Raw genomic sequence first — 23,065 nt, 5'->3', positions numbered from 1 at the left:
AAGGAGATAATATGCCAAAAGGGAAGAAAAAGTCCGTTGTGGACGATGGGAGAGCCATAACTGACAAGGATGTCGAAGAGTTTACCGCTGTGCTTAAGGAGTACCAGCAGGGAAAGCAGCTTATCGACGCGAAAGCTACAGCCAACCAAGAGTGGTGGCGTATGCGGCACTGGGGCCAGATGCAGAGCAGCGAGGCTGATGAGGAAAAGGCTACGTCTGCATGGCTGTTTAACAGCATTATAAATAAACACGCGGACATTATGGACAACTATCCAAAGCCGAATATCCTTCCGCGTTCTCCACAGATGGAAGAGGAAGCGAAGCGGCTTTCTGAAATTATACCTATCATCGACGATAGAAACGACTACGAGAAGATATACGACTCCAAGGCGTATGATCTGCTGATAGACGGAGGCTGTGTGACGACGGTAATCTGGGATAACAGTCTAAATGACGGAATGGGCGACATCGTAACGAAAATTGTCGATATTCACAACATTTTTTGGGAGCCGGGGATAGAGGATATACAGGATTCCGCCTACGTGTTCGTATCTAAGCTTGTGGATAACGATGTGCTCGAAGAGCAGTATCCACAGATGAGAGGTAAAAGCGGCGGCACAAAGACGACAACAGAGTACATAAACAAGGATGAGAATCCTGACCCGACAAAGAAAAGCGAAGTTTGGGACATGTACTACAAGAAGACGATAAGGACGGTTGTGGAGGAATCTGATACCGGCGAGAGAGCGGAAAGAGTGGACACGCTTCTGCATTTCGTAAAATTCTGCAATGGCGTGCTGCTGTATGCGTCCGAAAATGACGAGGCTTTGAAGGATAGGGGCTGGTATGACCATGGGAAATATCCGTTTGTGGTTACGCCGCTGTTCAAGATAAAGGAGTCCCCGTGGGGCTTTGGGTATGTGGATGTAATGAAGTCTCCGCAGGCGCAGATAGACCGGCTCGACCAGCTCATTTTAAAAAACGCCATCATGGTTGGCAGGAAGCGATGGGCAGTTAAGGAAAGCGCCGAGATAAACCCGGAAGACTTCGCAGACTGGTCTAAAACGCTCATCAAGGTGTCAGGATCGGCATCGTCTTTAGACGATTGCATGAAGGAAATAAGCGTCGATTCTATACCGGCCTTCGTCGTGCAGCATAAAACCAACATGATCGACCAGCTAAAGGAGACGTCTGGCAACAGGGATGTATCGCAGGGAAGCACGCAGAGCGGTGTCACGGCAGCGACAGCCATCGCAGCCCTGCAAGAAGCAGGGAGCAAGCTTTCTAGAGATATAAACAGAGTCCTTTATAGGAGCCGCAGGGATGAAGATTTCTTAAAAGTGGAGCTTATCCGCCAGTTTTACACAGAGCCGAGGGCGTTTCGTATCGACAATAACGACGGCAGTTACACCTTCGTTGAATACGACAGTTCTGCCATCTCCGGGAGAGATGCGGTGTTCGATATAAAGATAAATGCGGAGAAACAGTCTCCGTTCAGCCGGGCTGCGCAGAACGAGACCATGAAGGAGCTTTATGGCATGGGACTATTCGCTCCTGCAAACGCAGAACCGGCGCTCACGTGTCTTGACGGCATGGAGTTTGAAGGCATCGACAAGATAAAAGAGGAAGTGAAGAACAAGTCCTTGATGATGCAGCAGTTCCAGATGATGCAGGCGGCGATAATGCAGGTAGATGCTGCCTTCCCGCAGCTGGGGATAGCGGCGATGGCAGGGCTGTCGCAGCCGCAGCCTACAGCCGCGACGCAGCAAAGAGCGTCGAGCGAGGAAGGAACCGCAGAAGAACGGGCGGCCAGAACCGAAACCGACAGCACCAGAACCGCAAAGGCGAGAGTAGCCGCATCTAAGCAGGCCAATGTTGGATAGGAGGACGAGATGACGAAGGTAATATGTTCCATAACAAGAGATGACGGACCGCTGTACTTCGAATGTGACGGGCATTCGGATTACAGAAACAATGAAGGGTATAACGATGTATGCGCAGAGGTCTCCACACTATGCTGTATGCTCGTGCGATACATAGACTCGAAAGGCTATGTTCCGGATGTCTGCAAGGACGGCCATGTGAAGATAAACATCGAGCGTTCGGACATGTTTATGAATGAAGTGTTCAGGGCTGCAATGCTTGAATTTTCAGCACTTACAGAGCGTTTTCCAGAGCACATAAAGGTATACTGATTACCTGGGGGGAGAGATGTTCTTCCCCTTTTTTATATAATGCCGACAGAATACAGAGCCGTGTCTCTTTAAACCATGGAAAGGAACAAATATGAGAAAAGAAATTTTGGAAAAACTGCACACACACATGTTCGACGGAGAAGGCGGAGATGGTGGTGCAGCAGCCGGTACCCCGCAGGACGGGGGAGCAGAGTCCACAGCAGAGCCTACCGTGGTATATGGAAAGGCCGAGGCGGAAGGGGACGATGCTGGTCAGGTCGGCACTGACGAAGGAGAACCGGGAGAGGACGCTCAGGAAGGAGCGACAGACCCGGAAGCAGAGTTCAACGAGCTTATCAATGGGCAGTACAAGGACCAGTTTGATGCGCATGTGAAAAACATCATGTCGCAGAGGTTCAAGAACACAGAAGATTATCAGGAGACCATATCGAGCTACGATAAGGCGGTCGCTCCCCTTTATGCGATTTATGGCATCCGGCCCGGAGATGTTCAGGGACTCGAAAGAGCAATAGCAAGCGATGACAGTTTGTATGCGAGCAGAGCTGACGAAGCTGGGCTTACCGCACAGCAGTACAGGGAAAACCTGAGACTGCGTATGGAGGCCGAGCAGGGCAGAAGCTTGCAGGAGGAAATGAGAAGACAGGCAGAGCGGCAAAAGACATTTGACAGGTGGGATAGCGAAGCGAGGGAGCTTAAAGACACGTTCCCGGCTTTCGACCTGCAAAGAGAGCTTAACAACGAGGACTTCCTCGCAAAGCTAAATGCAGGATATTCCGTACGAGATGCCTTCATGACCGCACACATGTCCGACATTTTATCGGGTGCAATGGGCGAAGTCAAGAGCGCTACGACGCAGAAAGTTGTGGAGAACATCCACACAAGGCAGGCCCGTCCGTCCGAGAACGCGGCAAGAACGCAGCAGGCCGTGGTTCGCAAAGCAGACCCATCGCATTGGACAGATGAAGATTTCGACGAGGTAGAACGAAGGGTACAGAACGGGGAAAGGATCGTGCTGTAGCTTGTCCCTTGTCGATGCGAGAAGGGAGAAAGGGAAATGAGAGATTATTTAAAGAGGCTGCACACGCACATGTTTGAACAGCCGGCAGCAACAGGACCTAAACTGAATACGAACACAACCACCCAGACGGGCTCCGGTAAGGATCTGTCGCCGGAAATGAAAACCTACTATGACAAGGTTCTTATCAGGACGGCAGAGGCTAAGCTGGTGCATGACCAGTTTGGGCAGAAGAGGCCTATTCCGGCCAGAAGCGGTAAGACGATAGAATTTAGAAGATTCTCGTCCCTGCCGAAGCAGATGACGCCGCTGACAGAAGGTGTTACGCCAGACGGCCAGAGCATAAACGTAACGGCTATCACCGCTACGCTTGCTCAGTACGGTGGATATGTTGTATCGTCTGATCTTCTGGAACTCACGGCTATCGACAATATGCTGGTCGAGACCACGAAGATTCTGGGAAGACAGGCCGGAGAAACGTCTGATGCTATAACCAGAGAGGTTCTTGCAGGGGGAACGAACGTAAGATATGCGGGCGGAAAGACTTCCAGAACCAACATAACGGCTACAGATGTACTTACTGTAGCTGACATAAAGAAGGCTGTAAGAGACCTTAAGACGAAGAATGCCGAGACCATAAACGGTTACTATGTAGCTATCGTACATCCAGATTCACTCTACGACCTGTGGAATGATGACGAGTGGATAGAGGCATCCAAGTACGCAGGCTCTGAACAGATATTTAAGGGCGAGATAGGCAAGATGTACGGCGTAAGGTTCGTAGAGAGTACGGAGGCTAAGATATGGGAGGTCGGAGACGGAACGAAGGTGTCCGTATACGGCACGCTCGTGCTGGGTGCAAATGCCTACGGCGTTACTACGCTGGGCGGAAGAGGAATCGAACATATCGTAAAGCAGAAAGGTTCCGCTGGTACAGGAGACCCACTCAACCAGAGGTCGTCCATCGGCTGGAAGATGCTCAAGACCGCCAAGATACTCGTAGATGAGTACATGGTAAGAATAGAGCACTCTGCGACACTTCCGTCGGCAGCTAACTAGGAAAGGAGAACGCTATGGATGAGAATAAAACGGCAGTAACTGAGGCTCTGGGAGCAGAGGTCATCGAGCAGATAAAGGCGGAACTTAGGGAAGAGCTCAAGGCAGAGATGGTGGCAGAGGTAGCCGCCTCCCAGCCAAAGAGCAGGAAAACAAAGGTTTCCGGCGAGACTAAGGCTCAGATCGAACGCTCCAATGAGAAGGTTCCGTATATGCTTCCAATAATAGACGGAGAGCCGGAAGAGGTAAATGTGACCGTGAACGGGAAAACTTTGCAGATCTTGAGAGGCGAGCAGGTGATGATACCAAGAATGTATGCAGAGGTGCTCGACAATCAGGTAGCACAGGCGAGATTCTTCCGAAAATTCCAGAAGGAAATGCAGAATCAGGTAACGGAGATAGATTAATAGTCTTAACATAACAAAATCAATCGCGGAGGGAGTGGCGGAAGCCGCTCTTTTCGTTTTTTGGAGGGGAAAGGGATGAATTATAAGGAATTTAACATATCGGTGCCGATAAACACCAACAACGTGTCTGTGGTGGACGGTATCGTGCAGTACGATACAGCCAACATCGTTAATGCGCGGCTCATGGACGGCGTGGAAGCCTTCGACTTTACCGGATACACCGAAGTATTCATAGAGATTTTAAAGCCGGACGGCACGCATATACAGACCTGCGTAACGGACGATCCGGAGGTGAACGAGGACAATAACCCGTATACGATACATGTGGTCGACCCAAAGGAAGGGCGTATATCTTTCAACTTGCAGGGGCAGGCGACGATACTCACCGGGACACATTTCGGGCAGATAATGATAACATCGGGCGGCAAGATTCTTACAACGGCGCGCATAAACTACTATGTGGGAGATACGCTCCAAAGCGACGCAGACCCGAGCGAGATAACGTCTTCCGGAGAGTACAGCTCACTCAGGACACTTATAGCTCGTAACTCTGCCATTGCTGCGGCGGAGCGGGACAGGGTAGACGCAGAAACGCTCAGAAAGCTGGCGGAGCTCGCAAGAGAGGACAGAATGGACGAGCTTGAGGACGCGATAACCGCATATCTCAATAACGCAGTATCTTACGTGGAGCAGACGGAAGACTATATGGAGCAGGCGCAGCAGTTTGCACAGCTGGCGCAGAATCCATCTGCGGAGATTATAGCAAACCTCATATCGCAGCTAGGGCTTGCATCGGAAGACTATGTGGACGACTCCATTTCCACGGCAACAAAGAACTTCGATGCCGGAAACTATACGGACGGAGCAGATGCGAAGAAGTTGCTCAAGGCTCGCAGAGGAAGTGACGATGATATACCGACGCTGGAAGTAGGTGAGTTTGGCTTTTCCACAGATACGGGAACGGTGTACATAGGGGGAAGCTCCGGGAACATACCGCTCAATGGTGTCTATGTGGCAGGTGCAACGGCACCAGAAAGAAAGGATCTGCTCTGGATAGACACATCGGCCGGAGGAACGATAAAATACTGGGATGGCGATTCGTGGGAGCCGACAGCAACGGCTACATTTGCATAGGAGGGATGTGCGATGGCGAGATTACTATCGAGTAAGAAATCCACCTATGGCAGCCCGTATGCCTACTATACACTGGACGTATCTGTGGCCAGCAGGACGCCGACTGCGGTTAAGCTTTCGGTTACCGTAACAGCGAGGCTCCAGTATTCGCAAAGCTGGCTGGGGACAGGAAGAGGATATGGGCTTGTGGCTGGCGTTTATGTGGGTGGCGCATGGCACACGTTTACCATAAAAAGCGAGAGCGTAACATGGCGAGGAACAGCAAACCATTCTGTGAGTACGACGATAACCGTTTCTGCGGCTGCGGCAACGGCATCACTTACGGGAGTATATTTCAGGGTGCTGCGTACAACCGGCGGGGGTACGTCAGCCAGGCTCGATCAGGTGAAAGTCGGTAATATAGGCATTGGCAGCGTAACGGCAACGTACAGCAATGTTAAGCTTGCAGCCGGCAGTATCGACCAGACGAAGGCGACGCTGACGCTGTCTGGCATACCAAAGTCTGTGGGATACGCAAGGACTATAAGGTGGTACAACGGCAGCACGCAAATAGGGACAACATCCATAAGCGCCTCTTCGGCGGCGACATCGTTTACCTGTGCGCTTTCTGGATTGCTTCCTAATACGGACTACACTGCAAAGGCGGTAGTGTACAGTGGAAGCACAGCGCTGTGCGCAAAGACTGTAGTAGTATCAACGCCGCAGGAAACCGGAACGCTTTCTCTTTCTGCTGCGGCTACATATCTTACCGTCAGCGTGGGTGATATGTTCAATCTGCCGAATTACACAAGGACTATAGAGTTTTATATAAAGAAATCCGCAGACGCAGACTATGCGCTCTTTACCACGAAAACAGCGCAGGGAACGTCGATAAGCGCTAGTCTCACGGGCCTGATATCCAACGTGAAATATGATGTCATGATCCGCATAAAAAACGGCAGCACGATTCTGAAAACCTTGAGCGCTACAATGGCGACGACCAAAGACACGTCGCTGGTGCCGACTGCGAGAATAGAGAATATAACGCAGAGGCTGGGGACGCGTAACTGTACGGTAACATGGATTGTGGATAAGGAGATTGCCGGAACCACGTACACAATGCAGGCGAAAAAGGCTGGCGATTCAGACTGGACAACGCTTGCGACGCTGACAAGTTTTGCATCTCCGTATGTGGTAACGGCAAAGGCCGGGAATATAGATACGACATTCAGGATATCCTCTGAAAACGCAGCTGTGGCGGCCAGCGTCACCAACCACAGCAATGAGTATGCGCTGTATGTTCGCGACAACTTTGTCTGGGATTCTCCGAAAACAGCCGGCCAGCCGATGGTAATAACGGCGAATGAGTGGAACAGACTGCGTGAGTATGTCATCTCACGAAATCGTGAGGCGGGCAATGTGGTTGATATACCAATGGTAAAGCAGGGCGATGCCATAACAGCTGGCATCTACAACACCATGAAAAACGCCATAAATCAGGTCAGCGCGGTGGGCGTATCTAATAAGACTCGCGGGGATGTTATAACGGCGGCCGACGTAGATGCGCTGCGGGTGGCCATCAACAATGTAGCTTAGGGGCGAGATATCGTCCCTATTTTTTTTATACTCGTCTCAAAGGTGGAAAGGAGACGAGTAATGAGGTTATCAGAAGCTATAGAACAGGTGAAAAAGGAGAAGCCCCACTCGTTCAGCATGGATCATTGTACGGTATTTATCAACGAGGTGGAGGCATCTGTGCAGGAGTACCTGGGGATTCCTGCGGATGAATGGAAGAAATACGACTGGAAAGAGGATGGCAATGCGGTTCTTATCGCGCCGGAGCCATACAGTGCATTATACATAAGCTGGCTCAAGGCGAAGATAGATTACGCCAACGAAGAATATGAATCCTACGCCACCAATCAGGCGCAATTTGAAGCGGACTTCACGGAGTTTAAAGCGTGGGCTGTCAGAGAGGACAGAATCCGCAAAGAGCTCCCGACGAAGATAAAGAACTGGTGGTGATGATATGAGACTTGTAGCACCAGTCTATAAATTTAACCCGCGTCAGGAGCGGATATTGGAATTTAAAGGGTATAACAGGAAGACTGTCATCGACGACGGGGAAATGAGGGACATGTACAACCTCAGCTCCGACGAATTTCCTTGCCTTTCGCAGCGTAAGCCCCGTGCGGTTTACGACGAGGGATTTGAATATCCGACGGCTATGATAACGAAGAATAAGAAGCTGGCTGTAATATCCAACAAGCAGTTTTCCTATGATGGCGTGATATATCCGTCGCTTAAACTCTCCGATGAGACGTACATGGTTCCGATAAACTCAAAAATATGTTTCTTCCCGGAGAAGAAGTATTTCGACGTAGTCATCGAGGATATCGGTGACATGGCTGCGGAAAAGAGCCTGACGGATATCACGGTCACGATTACTACATCGACAATAACATTCCCATCAGGGGGATTTTCTGCGCTATTTTTCATCGGCGATGCTGTGCAGATGAAGGCAAAGGGAGAAGGAACAGATGATCTGAACATATCCGCTGTGATCCAGTCGATTACGGATACGTCTATTACGTTTCCGGAGGAGACCTTCATATCACTCATAGGCGAGGGCGAGACAGAAAAAGAGATAGCTGTCGAGAGCATATCGGTAGATAGGAGCTGTCCTGATTTGGACTTTGTGATGGAATCGAACAACAGGCTGTGGGGCGTGTCGAATAAGGACAACACGATATATGCCTGCAAGCTGGGGGACCCTACAAACTGGACGTATTTTCAGAATACGTCGCTGGATTCCTACTACGCGCAGCAGGGAACCGACGGCGAGTGGACGGGGTGTGCGGCCTACAGCAAACACCTTCTGTTCTTCAAGGAGGACTATATCCACAAGGTATACGGGAGCACTCCAGCGAGCTACCAGATAGAGACAGCACAGTGTCACGCGCTGGAAAAAGGCAGCAGTAAGAGCGTGGCCATTATAAACGAAACTGTGCTGTACAAGTCGCGGCTGGGCATTATGGCTTACTCTGGCGGCGTTCCGATGCTGATATCCGAAAACTTCGGAACAGACATATATACGGACGCTGTCGCGGGGACAGACGGGATAAAGTATGTCGTTTCCGTGCTTGAGGGCGGGGAGCCAAGGCTTCTCGTGTACGATATGGAACGTTTTCTGTGGCACAAAGAAGACCACATGAGGGCAAGAGATTTCTGTTACCACGATGGGCGCCTCCTTTGCATAAACGACGACGACAACAAGATATACGAAATGATTCCTTCCGGTGAGGTAGAGGAAAAAGAACCTATAGAGTGGATGGCTGAGTTGGGACCGTTCGATGAGTTTATTGAGGACAAGAAGGTCTATTCACGGCTTAAGATGCGCCTTAAGCTCGCCGACCTTGCGGAGCTCACGGTGATGATAAGCGTTGATGGCGGCGACTGGGAGAGGATAGAACATCTGAATGCAGAATATGACAGAGCCATCGTACTCCCGATAGTGCCGCGCAGATGCGACAAGTTTGCTGTCCGCTTTGAGGGGAAGGGCAGGTGTCGTATTGAGTCCCTTGTAAGGGAATACAGGCAAGGGACTATAAACGGGGGTGTCAGGTAATGGGGATGATACTCGAGTATGACCAAAGTCCGAATGCCACCGTAGATCAGAAAGTGAGCACCCTGAAAGATTCGGTACAGCGAGCTCTCGAAGATGTTGAACAGAATGCCGAAGGCAGACCGGGAGCGCCGGGTGTCGGAATCGAAGAAATTATAGAACAGTGGCTGCTTTCAACCTCCAAGATTTCCCCGATTGGAACATGGGTATATGTGGAGGGGAGACCTGAGTGGAAGCCTAACCATTATTTCTGGACGCGTAATGAGGTTCACTATACGGACGGGAACATAAGATATACGACTCCGGGGCTTGCGGATGCGTTAAACAGGGCCTATGAGGCGGCATACGAGGCCGGGGATATCCTGGGTGATATCGAGACTACCGTATCCACCATAGAGCAGACTGTGGAGGAAATAACCCAGCTGGCCAATGAGTCAAAAGAGCTTGCGCAGCAGGCACAATCGGCGGCGGAGAGTGCAAACGAGCAGGTAGGCCAGGTATCGGGAGAAATCGCGACTGCAAACCAGCAGATAGCGACCCTTGTGCAGGAACTTGAAACGCTGGAAAGCACCATGGAGGCGAGTTATGCCACTAAAGGGGAATTAACCGAGATAAGTACCAGCCTCGGCACTCAGATACAGCAGAACGCGGCGCAGATATCGTCTACGGCGTCGGCAGTCCAGCAGATAGATATAGACGCATCGCAGGCACTACAGGACGCAGCGGACGCAGCAGCAGCGGCAGCCCAGGCCCAGCAGAACGCTACAGATGCCCAGAATAAATACACGCAGCTGAAACAGCAGGCGGATGTGACCGATGAACAGCTTGCGGCGGCAAAAGAAGCCGTTGAGGAAGCTCAGAAGGCGGCCACGGAAGCAGGGGACGCAGCGGCAGCGGCGCAGAGTGCGGCGAATAGTTTGGCGGATCGTGTTACTGCTGCAGAATCCAATATAACGCAGATGGCAACGCAGATCAGCGCGACTGTGCAGAAGGTGGAGAGTATCAAAGTTGGTGGTAGGAATTATCTCTTAAGCTCTGAAGAACTTGAATTTAACGCATATTCTGGGAGTGCAGTAACAAAAGAAAGCGACATTACTGTAGATGAGTGGAAGGCGACCACTGCTAAACGTATATACGGAACCCGTGGAACAAGTAAACTTGCGGCACTGATGAGTCCTACTCTTTATTTTCCAGAGATCGATAAAGAGTATGTAGGTTCTATACATATAAAGAATAATGGAACGAACACCATAGGTGTTGGGAGAACATATACCGGAACAAATTTTATCGAAGTGCCACCTGGGCAATCTGGGAGAGTTCAATTTACTTTTACGCCTACAGTAGTCAATACGATTATGCAGATGCAAATCTACGTGGATAATGAAGGCGAAGCATTTGACGTAACCTATTGGCGGCCGAAGTGGGAAGTAGGCAACAAGGCCACCGACTGGACACCGGCGCCGGAAGATATAGATGCCGACATCAATACGGTAAAAGGCGACATCGAGCATATATCCGAGGAAGAACTGGTGGAGATTCGTGAATCTATAACGAACCTGGACATGACCGCAGAGGATATCCGTGCAAGCGTATCTACTATAGAAAAACAGCAGGCAGATATGGAAAGTCTGCGATCGGACATCGAGCAAATCACCAGTGTGTTGATCGAGAACGGTAAGGTATCATTTGACTTCGACACTATAAAGCAGATGGTCGATGATGCTACTGAAGAAATTGAGCGTCGTAATAGGTATGTTCACATCACAGAGGATGCAACGCTGGGAGCGACTATCACGATCGGAGACAGCGAATCCGGTATGGTGGGCAGATTCACCAAAACATCGTTGGATTTTCTGTCCGGAGATACCGTAATAGCGAGCTACGGAAACGATGGATTAACGACCGAAAACATCACTACGAATAACCAATTGAAATTTGGTAGCAACTGGGCGATACGTCCGGGAGCAGGGGGTAATTTGAATGATGTGTGGATTGGGGGTTAATATATGGCAGCACGACTATCACTGGTTATATCTGAATCGTCCGTAAGTATTGCAAATAACACGTCCGTCGTAACAGCAAAGCTATACTATTACGGAAACGGGGTATCGTACAACTACAATAGCAAGCCTGGCACGATCGTTATCGATGGGACGTCGTATTCATTTAGCGCGTCGTTTACAAAGTCTACGTCTGCGCAGCTTCTGGCAACGAAGTCTAAGACGGTTACTCATAACAGCAATGGCGCAAAGACAGTAAGCTGTTCGGCTAGTTACACCACGGGAGTATCTATCGGCACGCTGTCCACATCGGCATCTAAGACGTTGACAACGATACCGAGAGTATCAGATTTATCGCTGAATAAAACCAGCGTACCGGCGGACGGAACTACGACGGTCATAGCCACGGCGACGAAGAAATCCAGTAGCTTCACAGACACCATAACGGTAAAACTGGGCAGCTATAGCAAAACCGTAACATCGGGAACGGCATTCACCATCCCGGTAACCTGGATAAATGCTATCGCCGGGACATCGGCAACGGCGACAGTCACAGTAACGACGAAATCCGGGAGCACGACTATCGGTACAAAATCCGTGAACCTGACCGTAACAGTGCCGTCGACTGTAGTGCCGTCCATATCCAGCGTTACGGTGGCAGAGGCTGTTACAGCAGTGCAGGCGGCCTTCGGAAGCGGGGTATATGTATCATCGCTGTCGAAATTGAATGTAAAGATCACAGCGGCCGGCATATACGGAAGCACGATATCGTCCGTCAAGACGACCTTCGACGGCATTACATATGACGGGGCAAGTTTCCAGACGGCGGCTATTTCCAAGGCGGGCACGTTGACTATGTCCGTTACAGTTACAGACAGCAGGGGCAGGACTAAGACCACGACGAAGAATATAACGGTTTACGGGTATTCCAGTCCGATGATAACGAACATTTCCTGTGTATCGTCCGGGACGTCCACGATAGTGACTGTAGACGGCGTTGTATCTCCTGTGGCCGTCGGGAGCGCCAACAAAAATACGAAGACGCTTACCATTGGCTACAAGAAGTCCACGGCATCGGCCTACGGCGGCACTACTACGGTAACCATACCGGCAGCGAGCTGGACATTCTCGGTGTCGAAAACGTTCAGTCTTGACAGCAGAACTACCACCTACGATTTCGAGGCCAAGCTGACGGACAAGCTATCTACCGCGACGGAGCACGGCACTACCGGCGTGCCGGTCATATCGCGTCTGGCCGGGGGCGGCGGCGTGACGCTATTTAAAGAAGCAACCGAAGAAGGCTTCTGGGTTGGCGACATCGACTACACCATAACGGACGCTGAATATGATGAACTCCTGTCCCTATTGGGGGGGTAGTTAGGTTAATAGATTGGATATATCCGGTGGGCGCAGTATTGGCGTCGGTGAATCCGGATTATAACCCAAACAACATATTTAAGACACATACGTGGGAACGGTTTGCAAAAGGTCAGACGCTTGTGGGCGTAAACGAATCGGATACGGCGTTCAGCACGGCGGGCAAGACCGGCGGGGAAAAGACGCATAAATTGACGACGGCGGAAATGCCGAGTCACAAACACATAGCAAGTACAGCTTATGCGATCACTTCATTTACAAGTGGAAGAACGGCTGCGGGTGGCTCACAGGGCGCCTTTGCTATTTCTTCTACAGAAATAAAAAATGAGGGCGGCAGCACTGCCCACAACAATCTGCAACCATATACCACGGTGTACTACTGGAAACGCACAGCATGAAAACAGCTCCTTTCTCGGAGGGGCTGGGAAAGGAGGAAATGTGGACGAAAGAAGAATGAAGGAATTGTTCCAGCAGACCGGGGAGACTATACAGGCTATACTGGAATATTTCCGATTAAAGGATAAGGTTTTATGGACTGGCTCTGCGGGCAAAGGAAAGACCATTACCGTGCCGAATTTGTCGAAATATAGTCTTATACGAATAAAGGCTGTATACGGCGATTTTCTAGTGAATACATCGGCAGGAAGAGTGAGGGGAATATACGGAGACAAGCAAGGAAGCAGTGATACTCTGGTGACAGGTCTTTTATTCGCTTCTATTTCGGGTGATTCATTGACGATAAATAATTGCAACTGGGTAGTGCATAGCCCGAGCGGCAGTCATGGGGCTATCAGCCAGACGACTATAACTGAGATAATCGGCATAGATCCGGTTATCCCGACAGCCCTCCAGAATATTATCAGGGGGGGGGTAATACATAACATACTGATTAAGAGGAGGTGGATTCCATGCGGATATTCACCTTGTTGAAGAAGGCGTTTACAAAGATACAGGCATTATCGGCGACTATTAATGTCATAGATGATTATGTTGTAGAACGAGGGGTTTCTAATGGTTGGACGTATAAGAAATGGGCCAGTGGAGATTGTATAGCGTGGAAAAAGACATCTTCTTCAAATCTTGGGACAACTGGCACAGTCAATGGTTGGTATTATAGAATCTATAGCAACGCTCTGCCATCCGGGCTGTTTAAAACAATAACGGATGCTCACGCTGATTGCTATTGGGGAACAGGAGTTTCTTGGGCGTCTGCCAGAAATGTTACAATAGAAAGCTTTCAAGTAGTATATTTCAGCAATCAAAACGGTGGGTCTGGTACGTTCTGGCACAGCGTAAAAGGCACCTGGAAATAACATAGGGGCGAGAATATCGCCTCTTTTTTGTACTCTTTTCTCAGTAATAGAGAAAGGAGCATTGCTATGGCAGAAAAACCGAAAATAACAGAGACGCCGGCCTATGAGAGTAAGTACCAAAACCAGATAGACTCGGCACTCAGCAACGTTACAAATAGACAAGATTTTACATACGACCCTTTGAAAGACGCGAATTATCAAGCTCTTGCGAAGGTGTATAACAAGCAGGGTAATCAGGCGGCACAGAACACGCTAGGGGATGCCGCAGCGTTAAATGGTGGGTATGGATCTTCTTATGCTGTGACAGCCAGCCAGCAGGCGAGGAACGATTACAATCAGATGCTGGCATCGCAGATACCAGCTTTGCAGGAGGCGGCATACAACAGGTATCTGAATGACTACAACATGAACGTGACGGCCCTGTCTGCCCTTAGGGACGCGGACGATTCGGCATATGGACGCTACCGTGATGCCGTGGCCGACAATCAGTGGAAATACGGACAGGAGTACCAGCAGTACAGAGATGACATCGCAGACAGTCAGTGGCAGAAAACATATGATCGTGGTGTTTATGAATCGGACAGAGATTACAACTATCAGGTCGGCAGAGATAAGGTTACTGACAGCCAATGGGCGCAGGAGTTTGCACTGCAAAAAAAATCAGCGGCCTCCGGTAGCGGGAGCTCTTCCGGGGGCGGAAGCAGCCGCGGAAGCGGCTATGTAGGCTCCAAAACAAGCTCGGGCAGCAGCGGAACGAGCGGCTATTCCGGTGGTTTTAACGACTTGTATATAAGTTCGCTGGTTCAGCAGGGAACGAGCGCAGTGAACAAGACAGCTAAGAAAACTAAGAAGAAATTCAAATAGGAGTTTGCAATGGCGGGAAAGAGAAATGTGAGCAGGTTGAGGAAAGCTCTCAACAAGAATAATACATCAGACAATCTTAAAAAGGCGGCACAGAGCGTCGAGAGAGCGGCGAGAAGTGCTGCCGCTTCTGCTTCTGTAAGCAGGGGAGCGAACGCGATAAGAAGAACGGGGCAAAGCACCGGGAGTCGGTATGCTGGCTCGGGCAGCTCAAGCGGAAATTATGTACGAAATTCCCGGGTACAATCTAATAGAAGGCAAGAGGATAAGAAGAAAGAGCGCAAGCAGACAACCACAAAGGCTGTAATGGAGCGATATCAAAATCGCACTATTTCCCAAGGAAGAAATAATAAATCTGCGGCGGCGAAAGCTCAGTACCGACAGAACGACAATACGCTTACGAAGAAGCAGAAGCAGACGTTGAAGAAGAACAAGGCAAGATATGATAAAGGCCTCGGTGGCATATCTGAGGGCGTGGCAAAAAGATATGGTGGGAGCCTTATTTCTGGTGCGGCCGATACGGTAGAAGACGTTACAAACTACCTGTCAAGGTCGATGCCAGCGCTCAAAACAGGAACTTCCGCAGCCAAAGCCCTCTATGACAATACTGTCGGACGGGCGGACAAAAAACTTTCCACTAAAAACTTGGAGAAGAAACTCGAAAAGACTGGCGGGAAACTCCAAAAGTCTGGACAAAAGAATATAGATAAGGCCAAAGAAGGGAGGAGCAAGGCTGCCCAGTGGGGGATAGACCTCGGAACGGCGGCGACAGAAATGGGGCTAGATGCTCTCCTTACTCGTGGGCGAGGGACAATGGGGGCGATGTATGCCCGCTCGTACGGGTCCGCAAAACAGAGTGCGCTTGATGAGGGCGCAAGTGAAGAACAGGCGCGCAATTACGGAAGAGCCATAGGAGGCCTTGAGGCGGCCACAGAAAAAATGTTCTCTGTGGCGAAGCCCCTGAAATCCCTTTTTGGAAAAGGTGTGGCCGACGATGTAACAGAAACCCTTCTGAATAAAGTGGTGAGCAAGGCCTCAACGCAGGCTGGGAAAAACGCTGCATATCATGGCGGAAAGACTCTTACTGCGGCAATTACAGAAGGCCTTGAGGAAATGGTATCGGAAGGCCTCGACCCGGTTATCGCCAACACGATATATGCAAACGCCATCGGAAAGCCGCACAGCACGTCGGCAGGGGATGTTCTTTATGCAGGCTCCGTGGGAGCCGCTATGGGAGGGATCCTTGGCGGGGGCGGACAGATCGTGGAGTATGGACAGGGGCGCAGAGTTCAAAACGTGTTCGGCGACGATGGCGTGAAGACACTGGCAAAAGCCGCTGCCCAAGTTGATGATGCGGCTGAAGCGGCCAAAGGAGCTGCGTTAAATGAGATGATAAACCGTGGAGACGGCATCGCCGCAGGACAGGCGAACGAGCTTTACAGGGCTGTGTACAACCAGGAGATAAAAGACCTTGAAAGAGGCAATCTCGCCGCCCGATCGGCGGACGCTATTATGCAGAGGGAAAACCTCATTTCCCCGATTCAAGTAAATGAAGAAACAGGGGAAACCGTTGTCGGCAGAAACACGGTGCAGGCGTTCAACGAGCAGAAAGAAGTGGCGACCGCCGCAGTAAACCAGCTTGTGGCGGAGACTGACTTGCAGCTTCCCGAGATGAGTACAGAACAGATAAGCAGCGCCGTGGCCGCCATCCAGACCGGAATAGGCGGTATCGACGAAGTGAACCTGTTCACCGTCGGAAACCCGGAGGCGAGGACAGTCTATGAGGCGGTAACCGGAAAGACGTTGCCGGAGACGAATCAGGAAACGCGGGAAATGCTTTTCGAGGAAATCGGAAAGAACCGCGTTAATTCCGCACGCCTTGAAACGGAAAAAACCGTTGATGCAGTAAAGGGACTTGTGGCGCAGGACATGTCGCAGTATTACGAGGCTGCGGGGCAAGAGGCGTTTGCACAGGCGTTTTCTGATGTGAATGTGGGCAATGCCGCACAGGTGGCAGAATCACTTGAGACGTTCGACGATTTTTACAGGGCGGGTCGAAATGGTATTGCATATGCTGATGTGATAAGCGCGGCTAATCCTGCCCATGGGAATGTCTCTGCTGATATAAGGCAAGCGGCATGGCAAGCGGGCCAGCAGGATGCTTTCCTTGCTGCAGACACGGCAAGAGGCCTACAGATGAGGATAGGCGAAACTGCAAGACGGGCTCGCTCGCAGCGCAGGTCTGGCGGCAGGCTGTATTCTGATATCTCTAAGGAGAATCGGTCGAGGTTTGCAGCCAGCCAGCAGAGTATGTATAGAATGCTTGCGAGAACGTTCGGCATTGATATCCACGTTGTGGACAGCCTTGAGAGTGGGGCCAATGGAGAATACCATGATGGAGTTATCTACCTGTCTATGAGCTCAGACAGGGCTTTAGAGTACGTATTTGCACATGAGATAACTCATCACATGCAGAATTATGCACCGGAGGAATATAATCAGCTCAAGGAATTTGTGCGAACCAGATGGGCGCAGCAGGGCGGCATTGATGACGCCATAGATACGAAGATAGCTCAGTACGCTCAGCACGATGCGAAGCTTACGAGGGAGCAGGCACTTGACGAGATTATCGCCGATTCTACATACGAAATGATTCAAGACGAGGAATTTATCGACGAGGTAAGTAAAACCCACAGAAACATCGCTCAGGCCCTTCTGGGCGCTATCAAGGAGGTGCTGAAAAAGCTGCGTCTGATGATTGCTGGCGGGGATAGGTTTGCCCCGGCGCAGAACGAAGCACTTCTTTCGGAACTGGATATCTTGAAGGAATTTGAGAAGATGTGGACTGACGGCCTTATGAGGGCTGCGGAGAACAGGGCGGCAGTAGGCTCCGTGGGCACAGAAGCAAGACAGCAGGCAAGGCAGAGGGTGCAGCCATTTGATATAACGAGAAGCGAGATTCTCCAAAATATGAAAACGGTAACAGACATGTCTCCTGTGGTCACGCTCGATGGCTCTGGGTTTGAAAAGCAAGAAGGCCGTCCGCTTTCGCAGGCCGTAATGGATTATTATGGAGGGAAGGAGTTTTACGTAAATAATTCTACTCTTGGCGAGGTGAAGGTCGGCAAGCGTGGGATAAAATCTGGAGTTCAGCACAAGCTCTATGGCTCAAAGATAGACGGCTTCAAAGGATTGCGAGAGGTTATATCAAACGGTAAGATAATAAATGTTACTGAGAATTACTCCGGAAACGAAAATGATAGGGTGATGATTGCAGCGCCCATCATGATAGGTGATGAAGAGTATTATATGGGCGTAGTTGTTAATAGAAACCTACCTAAAAATGTGCAAAATTATTATTTACACGATGTCATTTGGGTAGAAAAAAACAGCCTTGCCACTAAAGATACGGGAATCCAAAAGGACTCTGAACGTATTGGCAAGCCTGTTTCTCCTTATACTATACTCCAACAGCTCAATAATATCAACAATTTAAGTGAAAAAGATGTGATTTCTGACGAAGGAAGATTTTCCTTCCCTGACGAATCCGACGTGATCGACTACGCCAACGAGCATGAGACGGAGTTTGTCGACGTGCCGCCGGTTCGTGACTATGAGAAAAAACAGAGGGCTGTAAGGCAGCAGACATACGGGGAACTTCTCGCTCAGGTGGAAAAGCTCAGGCGGGATAAGCATCTCACAAAAAGCAAGGTCCTTGACGAGAAATCCGTCCGCGAAGAAATGAACAACCTTATCTCAACACTCATGACCTATAGCGAAAGCTACACGGTAAACGGCGGGAGAAGAAAGACAAATCACGAGCTGGTGCGCGACGGCGTTCATGCGGCCAGCCAGATTTACACTGCCATGAAAAACGGCGATGTATATGAGGCCATAACAACAGCAGAGCTGGCCGCAGAAGACATCGTGGGAAGGCTTGAGCTTGTGAACGATGAAATGTTTCATGAGTACAAGGAGCTTAGAAACTATCTGAAAAACACGAGGATAGTCATCTCAGAAGAAGATGCAGCCAACATACCTGACTTCAAGAACTTCAAGAAGCAGCAGGCGGGAAGGATCAGGATCGTAAAGCAGAATGGTATGCCGGTTGATACGGTATATCAGGAGCTCGTTGAGCAGTATCCTGAGCTTTTCGATGCAGAGCTCACGCATCCGGCAGACCAGCTTACTGAAATCGCCGAGGTCAGAGAGTCGCTTGAGCCATACGACATTATGCTGTCGGCAGAAGAGACGCAGCAGCTTGTGAAACAGACGGCGCAAGACCTTCTCGATATTGCCGGTCGTGGTAAGCCGTACAGGTCGACCGTTGATAAATACGATGAGAAGCTCAGACTTGTAAAGGCGCGTCAGCAGGAGGCTATTAGAGATGTGCGCAGAAATGAGCGCGAACGCGCTGAAAGACTTGTGCAGGCAGAGCGCGAGAAGCGGGCAGAACAAGTGAAGCACGCGAAAGAGCGCGCCGATAAAAGGGTGCAGGCTGAAAGGGATAAGGCGCGCGCAAGAGATGAAAAGCGCAGAGACACACAGGCACGTCGTGAGGCAATGGCAAGCATCGAGCAGAACAGGAGATGGCTGCAAGACAGAATCGCAAAGCCGACGGATGATAAGCATGTGCCGGAGGGCATGAAGTCTGCCCTCGCAGATTTATTGTCGCAGATGGATATGCAGACCACAAGGTCGAAAAACCTCGAAGCAAAGCGCGGTGAGAGGGCCAGAAGATGGGTTGAGATGGACGAGTTGCGAAGCCGTCTTGCTGAAATCGCGAAGGAGGATGGAAGCGGTGAGTTTGAATACGACGGATACATATTTGAGGTCATAGACTCCATGGCTCAGCATATGGACGGCAGGGCTATTGATGAGTCCAGCACAGAACAGCTGCACGAGCTTGACATCCTGATGAAGTATATCGTGGCAAACATCAGGAACTACAACAAAGCTTTTGACGAGAGTATAAAAGAGGAAATTTCGCAGCTTGGAGACGAGTCCATAGGCAAAGCCAGAGCAAGGCAGGAAAAACTGAAAGATGATAAATACCATGATAGGTCTGGGGTGCTGGGCAGTGCCGACAGACTATTAAATGAATCTATGGTAACTCCGAGAGATTTCTTTGAAAGGTTGGGAGGCGGCCTCGAGAAAACATTCATGTCGATGCGTCGAGGTATGGATAAGCACATTGATAACATCTCCCGTACGAGAGACTTCTTCGATGAATTGTTTAAACCATATAGAAATAAGACCGCCATCCGAAAAAGGTCAAAGCCGGGAAGTGAGCTGGAGCATTGGAGAGATGATTCACAGGTGCAGACGTTCGATGTGCAAGGTGGCAAGATAAGCCTGAGCCCTGCGCAGATCATGTCGCTGTACTGTTTATCAAAGCGCGAACAGGCGCTCGGCCATATATATGGCGATGGTATCGCCAGCACTAAAATTGACGTGTCCTCTAAAATCAAAAAGGCATTGGGTGCAAAAATTGATGGAGGCGGTCCCAAGGTTATGGTATCGCCAGAAGATGTGACGAGAATAATAAATACCCTTACGCCGGAGCAGCGAGAGATGGCCGACAGGATGCAGGACTATCTAAACAACGAATGTGCTGCGTGGGGTAATGAAGTGTCCATAAAGATGTTCGGATATAAAAAGTTTACAGAGAAAAATTATTTTCCGATTAAATCTATCGACACTTACCTTGATCGCGATTTCGAGGGCAGACAAGCGGTAGAAAGGATAAAGAATTTCGGATTTACGAAAGGCACCATTGCTAATCCGGGGAATGCGATAGCAGTTGATGATATATTTTCTGTTGTATCAGACCATATAAACAAGATGAGTCTTTATAATGCGTTTGCTGCCCCAATGTCTGACTTCATGAGGGTATATAATTACAAAAAAAGAAATGAAGAAGGGAAAGCCGTGGCTTCTGTCAGTGAATCCCTAGAGTCTGCTTATGGCAAGAAGGCGATAAATTACATCAATAATTTTATGAGTGATCTTAATAGTCAGGTGCAGACAAGATCGGAAGGACTCACAAGATTTGTAAGTAAGTCGCTTGCAAACTACAAGAAAGCTGCGATAGGCGGGAATCTGCGCGTTGCCGTTCAGCAGCCGACAGCTGTTATGAGGGCGTTTACGCTTATCAGCCCAAGATATTTTGTGAACGCACATATTAATCCGGTGAAGAACATGAAAGACATGCAGGAGCATTGCCAGATTGCAAAATGGAAGGCATGGGGATTTAATCAGGTAGACATGGCAAGGGATATCGACGATATCATGATGAATAACGAGTGGTCGAAAATCGACGCTGTAACCATGGAGATATATGGCGCACTAGATAACGTGACCTGGTCCTCTATATGGGCGGCTGTTCGCGAGGAAACGAAGGCGAAGCATGCAGACGTAAAGGTGGATTCAGAGGAGTTTTATCATATATGTAATGAGCGTGCATCGGAGATTTTCGACAAGACGCAGGTAGTTGACTCTGTATTTCATCGTTCACAGGCGATGCGAAACACCGATGTGATGAGCAAAATGCTCACATCGTTCATGTCTGAACCTACGAGGACATACAATATGATGCGCACAGAGTATGCTCGTGCGGTAGAGTTATGGCACGAAGGGAATAAAACGGCGGCTATCGGAAAGCTCAACAGAGCAACATCTGTTTTCGTATTGAATGCTGCCGCTGTTTCTGCCGCTGCGGCTATCGCAGATGCCCTACGGGATAAGGCTCCGGGCGACGATGATGACGATAGCTGGTGGGCGAATTTCCTTGCAAATTTCTGGGGAAATGTGAATCCTTTGAATATGATACCAATGGTAAAGGATATATGGGGATATACCGATGGATGGGGAACTCAGAACATGGCCATGGAGGGCTGGGAAAAGCTTGTGCAGGGCGCTATGAATCTTGCGAAAAACAGAGATGCAGAGTCCATCAAGACGTTTGCTGAGGGCCTTGGATATGTGACTGGTCTTCCTGTTAAAAACGTGCTGAGGGAAGTAGACTCCATTTTCAAGGCGCTGGGTATTAATGCTTTTGCTGCAGAAGAAGGCGGCGAAGATAGTGTGAAAAAAGAAAAAAGCAGCTTCTTTGATTCGATATTTGGAAAGATGCGCATAAAAGATGGAAGCGGCTTCGATGAGGTGTTGAATCATTTCGGGTTTAACCTGACGAAAGAAGAAAAAGAAGCAGCCGAATACGAAGACAAGCTTGCAAGCATCCGAGAGAAAACAGAAGGTCTTTCTGGAAAAGAAAAGAAAGAAAAAATATGGAGCGAGGCCACGCGTGGATACACCACATATATAGAGGATGGTGATATGGATAAACTTGCAGAAATGCGCCGCTTGCTCGATGACCTCGGCGGAGACACAAAAACGTTTGATGAGAGAGTAACATCAAGAGTCAAGACAGCCTTGAAGAAAAATATTGGAGAGGGCGGAGATACAGACAAGGTTTGGGAATACAGAAATTATCTTATGCAACAAGGAATGACTGACGCGGAAATAAGCATGGATATTATCACGAAATCCGATACAGCGAAAGAATTTCAGGTTTCACTCTGCATGGATGATGAAGAGGCTGCGGTAACCGCCTTATCGCACCTTCTGGAAGCGGGCATAACGTACCAAGATGCTTATACGCTGTTTGTGAACCGAACCAAAGCCATAAAGGGCGCAGATTATAGCACGGGAGAACTTGCATACCCTACAGATGGCACCATTACGTCCGCATTTGGATATCGCAATTCGCCAACAGCGGGGGCATCATCTTACCACGAAGGTATAGATATTGGCGCGCCGCTTGGCTCAGACGTTGCTGCTGCTGATGGAGGAAAGGTGTCAAGGGCTGGCTGGAATGGCGGAAAGGGATACTCCGTTACGATTGACCATGGCAATGGCAGATATACAGAATATAACCACCTTAATTGTTATTACGTGCAAAAAGGTGATGCGGTATCAAAAGGGCAAATTATTGCCGCTGTTGGAAGCACAGGTGTATCAACCGGCCCACACCTTGATTTTAGGGTTCGTGAGAGCGGAACGTACGTCGACCCGATGATATATTTCAGGTAGGGGAGACGA

Annotated in this window: 16 protein-coding genes; all 16 read left to right on the top strand. The window is 49.7% G+C overall.

The genetic code is table 11. The annotated features are described in order from the left end of the window. Positions 1-11 precede the first annotated feature (11 nt). The gene (locus ACQY69_RS06710; protein ID WP_428259635.1) at positions 12-1,883 is read left to right on the top strand and encodes a hypothetical protein; all 1,872 of its coding nucleotides are present in this window, start codon (positions 12-14) and stop codon (positions 1,881-1,883) included. A gap of 9 nt (positions 1,884-1,892) precedes the next feature. Beyond that, positions 1,893-2,195: a ribosomal-processing cysteine protease Prp gene (locus tag ACQY69_RS06705; protein WP_428259633.1), complete on the top strand. Its 303-nt coding sequence runs from the start codon at positions 1,893-1,895 to the stop codon at positions 2,193-2,195. Between the two features lie 91 nt (positions 2,196-2,286). Then, positions 2,287-3,213, top strand: coding sequence for a hypothetical protein (locus ACQY69_RS06700; RefSeq protein WP_428259631.1), 927 nt, complete (start codon positions 2,287-2,289; stop codon positions 3,211-3,213). Between the two features lie 36 nt (positions 3,214-3,249). Further along, positions 3,250-4,269, top strand: coding sequence for a N4-gp56 family major capsid protein (locus ACQY69_RS06695; RefSeq protein ID WP_428259629.1), 1,020 nt, complete (start codon positions 3,250-3,252; stop codon positions 4,267-4,269). A gap of 14 nt (positions 4,270-4,283) precedes the next feature. Then, positions 4,284-4,673: a hypothetical protein gene (locus tag ACQY69_RS06690; RefSeq protein WP_428259627.1), complete on the top strand. Its 390-nt coding sequence runs from the start codon at positions 4,284-4,286 to the stop codon at positions 4,671-4,673. Positions 4,674-4,748: 75 nt separating this feature from the next. Then, on the top strand, positions 4,749-5,807 hold the full coding sequence (locus tag ACQY69_RS06685; RefSeq protein ID WP_428259625.1) for a hypothetical protein: 1,059 nt from the start codon (positions 4,749-4,751) through the stop codon (positions 5,805-5,807). 12 nt (positions 5,808-5,819) lie between these two features. Further along, positions 5,820-7,382 (top strand): hypothetical protein, encoded by a 1,563-nt coding sequence (locus tag ACQY69_RS06680; protein ID WP_428259623.1) that lies wholly within the window; start codon positions 5,820-5,822, stop codon positions 7,380-7,382. Between the two features lie 60 nt (positions 7,383-7,442). Beyond that, the gene (locus ACQY69_RS06675) at positions 7,443-7,811 is read left to right on the top strand and encodes a hypothetical protein (RefSeq protein ID WP_428259621.1); all 369 of its coding nucleotides are present in this window, start codon (positions 7,443-7,445) and stop codon (positions 7,809-7,811) included. 4 nt (positions 7,812-7,815) lie between these two features. Further along, on the top strand, positions 7,816-9,414 hold the full coding sequence (locus ACQY69_RS06670) for a hypothetical protein (RefSeq protein ID WP_428259619.1): 1,599 nt from the start codon (positions 7,816-7,818) through the stop codon (positions 9,412-9,414). Then, the gene (locus tag ACQY69_RS06665) at positions 9,414-11,414 is read left to right on the top strand and encodes a hypothetical protein (RefSeq protein WP_428259618.1); all 2,001 of its coding nucleotides are present in this window, start codon (positions 9,414-9,416) and stop codon (positions 11,412-11,414) included. Before ACQY69_RS06670 ends, ACQY69_RS06665 begins: the two co-directional genes overlap by 1 nt. A gap of 3 nt (positions 11,415-11,417) precedes the next feature. After that, positions 11,418-12,788 carry a DUF859 family phage minor structural protein gene (locus tag ACQY69_RS06660; protein WP_428259616.1) on the top strand — a complete coding sequence of 457 codons (1,371 nt, stop codon included), beginning with the start codon at positions 11,418-11,420 and terminating at the stop codon, positions 12,786-12,788. After that, entirely contained in the window at positions 12,776-13,186 is a 411-nt protein-coding gene (locus tag ACQY69_RS06655; protein WP_428261029.1) for a phage baseplate protein, read from the top strand. The genes ACQY69_RS06660 and ACQY69_RS06655 overlap by 13 nt, the downstream gene beginning before the upstream one ends. A gap of 40 nt (positions 13,187-13,226) precedes the next feature. Then, positions 13,227-13,718, top strand: coding sequence for a hypothetical protein (locus ACQY69_RS06650; RefSeq protein ID WP_428259614.1), 492 nt, complete (start codon positions 13,227-13,229; stop codon positions 13,716-13,718). Then, positions 13,697-14,101 (top strand): hypothetical protein, encoded by a 405-nt coding sequence (locus ACQY69_RS06645; protein ID WP_428259612.1) that lies wholly within the window; start codon positions 13,697-13,699, stop codon positions 14,099-14,101. Before ACQY69_RS06650 ends, ACQY69_RS06645 begins: the two co-directional genes overlap by 22 nt. A 66-nt stretch (positions 14,102-14,167) precedes the next feature. Next, entirely contained in the window at positions 14,168-14,965 is a 798-nt protein-coding gene (locus tag ACQY69_RS06640; RefSeq protein WP_428259611.1) for a hypothetical protein, read from the top strand. Between the two features lie 9 nt (positions 14,966-14,974). After that, positions 14,975-23,056, top strand: coding sequence for a peptidoglycan DD-metalloendopeptidase family protein (locus tag ACQY69_RS06635; RefSeq protein WP_428259609.1), 8,082 nt, complete (start codon positions 14,975-14,977; stop codon positions 23,054-23,056). Positions 23,057-23,065 lie beyond the last annotated feature (9 nt).

The organism is Gallibacter sp. Marseille-QA0791 (assembly GCF_965119705.1).
GTDB lineage: Bacteria > Bacillota > Clostridia > Peptostreptococcales > Anaerovoracaceae > Lentihominibacter > Lentihominibacter excrementipullorum.
This window is presented reverse-complemented; position numbering and strand designations above follow the sequence as displayed.

Excerpts from the sequence above, each read along its gene's own strand:
- ACQY69_RS06675 (WP_428259621.1), top strand. The coding sequence starts at position 7,443 with ATGAGGTTATCAGAAGCTATAGAACAGGTGAAAAAGGAGAAGCCCCAC.
- ACQY69_RS06680 (WP_428259623.1), top strand. The coding sequence starts at position 5,820 with ATGGCGAGATTACTATCGAGTAAGAAATCCACCTATGGCAGCCCGTAT.
- ACQY69_RS06705 (WP_428259633.1), top strand. The coding sequence starts at position 1,893 with ATGACGAAGGTAATATGTTCCATAACAAGAGATGACGGACCGCTGTAC.
- ACQY69_RS06695 (WP_428259629.1), top strand. The coding sequence starts at position 3,250 with ATGAGAGATTATTTAAAGAGGCTGCACACGCACATGTTTGAACAGCCG.
- ACQY69_RS06640 (WP_428259611.1), top strand. The coding sequence starts at position 14,168 with ATGGCAGAAAAACCGAAAATAACAGAGACGCCGGCCTATGAGAGTAAG.
- ACQY69_RS06690 (WP_428259627.1), top strand. The coding sequence starts at position 4,284 with ATGGATGAGAATAAAACGGCAGTAACTGAGGCTCTGGGAGCAGAGGTC.
- ACQY69_RS06665 (WP_428259618.1), top strand. The coding sequence starts at position 9,414 with ATGGGGATGATACTCGAGTATGACCAAAGTCCGAATGCCACCGTAGAT.
- ACQY69_RS06710 (WP_428259635.1), top strand. The coding sequence starts at position 12 with ATGCCAAAAGGGAAGAAAAAGTCCGTTGTGGACGATGGGAGAGCCATA.
- ACQY69_RS06645 (WP_428259612.1), top strand. The coding sequence starts at position 13,697 with ATGCGGATATTCACCTTGTTGAAGAAGGCGTTTACAAAGATACAGGCA.
- ACQY69_RS06660 (WP_428259616.1), top strand. The coding sequence starts at position 11,418 with ATGGCAGCACGACTATCACTGGTTATATCTGAATCGTCCGTAAGTATT.
- ACQY69_RS06685 (WP_428259625.1), top strand. The coding sequence starts at position 4,749 with ATGAATTATAAGGAATTTAACATATCGGTGCCGATAAACACCAACAAC.
- ACQY69_RS06670 (WP_428259619.1), top strand. The coding sequence starts at position 7,816 with ATGAGACTTGTAGCACCAGTCTATAAATTTAACCCGCGTCAGGAGCGG.
- ACQY69_RS06635 (WP_428259609.1), top strand. The coding sequence starts at position 14,975 with ATGGCGGGAAAGAGAAATGTGAGCAGGTTGAGGAAAGCTCTCAACAAG.
- ACQY69_RS06700 (WP_428259631.1), top strand. The coding sequence starts at position 2,287 with ATGAGAAAAGAAATTTTGGAAAAACTGCACACACACATGTTCGACGGA.